Annotated in this window: 1 protein-coding gene and 1 pseudogene; one reads left to right on the forward strand and one right to left on the reverse strand. The window is 38.8% G+C overall.

Annotated elements, in window-relative coordinates:
- Positions 1-127: 127 nt before the first annotated feature.
- Positions 128-253 (forward strand): annotated as a pseudogene (locus tag GMA8713_RS27585) (IS630 family transposase); the annotation flags it as partial.
- Positions 254-372: 119 nt separating this feature from the next.
- Here GMA8713_RS27585 and GMA8713_RS25795 read toward each other — a convergent pair.
- Positions 373-885: a hypothetical protein gene (locus tag GMA8713_RS25795; RefSeq protein ID WP_062715524.1), complete on the reverse strand. Its 513-nt coding sequence runs from the start codon at positions 883-885 to the stop codon at positions 373-375.
- Positions 886-992 lie beyond the last annotated feature (107 nt).

Here is a 992-nt window from a genome sequence, read left to right on the forward strand (position 1 = left end):
CACCTTCGCTTTAAATTCGGGTGAGTGGTTTCTACGTTTTCTTGTCATCATCTGCTCCAGTCTTTCTGGGGACTATCAAAACAGATCAATCACTTAAAGTCATGTCCGAAAATTGGGGGCCACTTCTACCATCACACGCAATCATCAATGCAAGTACATGTACCAGCTATTGGCACAGGTGAAGCACTTTATGGCGACGGCATCACCGTATCCTGGCTCAGGTCATGGGATGGCAAAAAAGACTCACAATTAGGATCAGCTATTTAGAGTTATCTCTTCATTGCTTTCAGATAAAATCTTTACTTGATTAAATACTGAGATGGCCTCTTCAAGTGAGTCACTAAATATATCAGAATTGCTTGAAATAGATTTTTAAAGAATATTTATCCCACGATGGATATGCGCCCATAACGCATTGGATGCGGCAATCTCTCCCCATTCATTCCCTAAAAGAGAGTCAGGTTGATTAGCATCAAAATATTTTAATTGGCCTGTCAATAGTGATTGCAATGCTTTAATTATTTTAACTTCTATATTTCGACAGTTGTTGACGCTAACTTTACTGATCATTTCTGACGAATCTGCAGTATAGCCAGCGATAAAATAAAGTAGAGACGCTGAAATTTGCGGGGCAATATAGTGATCGTTTAAAGCATCGGAATTATTTTCGTTATCTATTACACTGCTTATCTGAAAAATCAACTGGTGAGCTGATGCTGCTACAAATGCTGCTGCTTTGTGATCATTTTGACGACTCTGTAGGAATACATATGCTTCGTAAGTAGAAGCAATTTTCTTAACCTCACTTAACAATGCGATTAATTGATCATCATTATTAATGTTTTCTCTATATGCTAAATAGCTGTTCCTAATAGTAGATCTCAAAGATAAGAGAAACTCAGTCCGCTTTGTGCGATCTGATCAATCGCCAAACCGAAACATACCGACAAAAGGACTGAGTGATGGCCATCATAGCACCGATACCTCGTGGC

This window comes from Grimontia marina (assembly GCF_900060185.1).
Lineage (GTDB): Bacteria > Pseudomonadota > Gammaproteobacteria > Enterobacterales > Vibrionaceae > Enterovibrio > Enterovibrio marinus.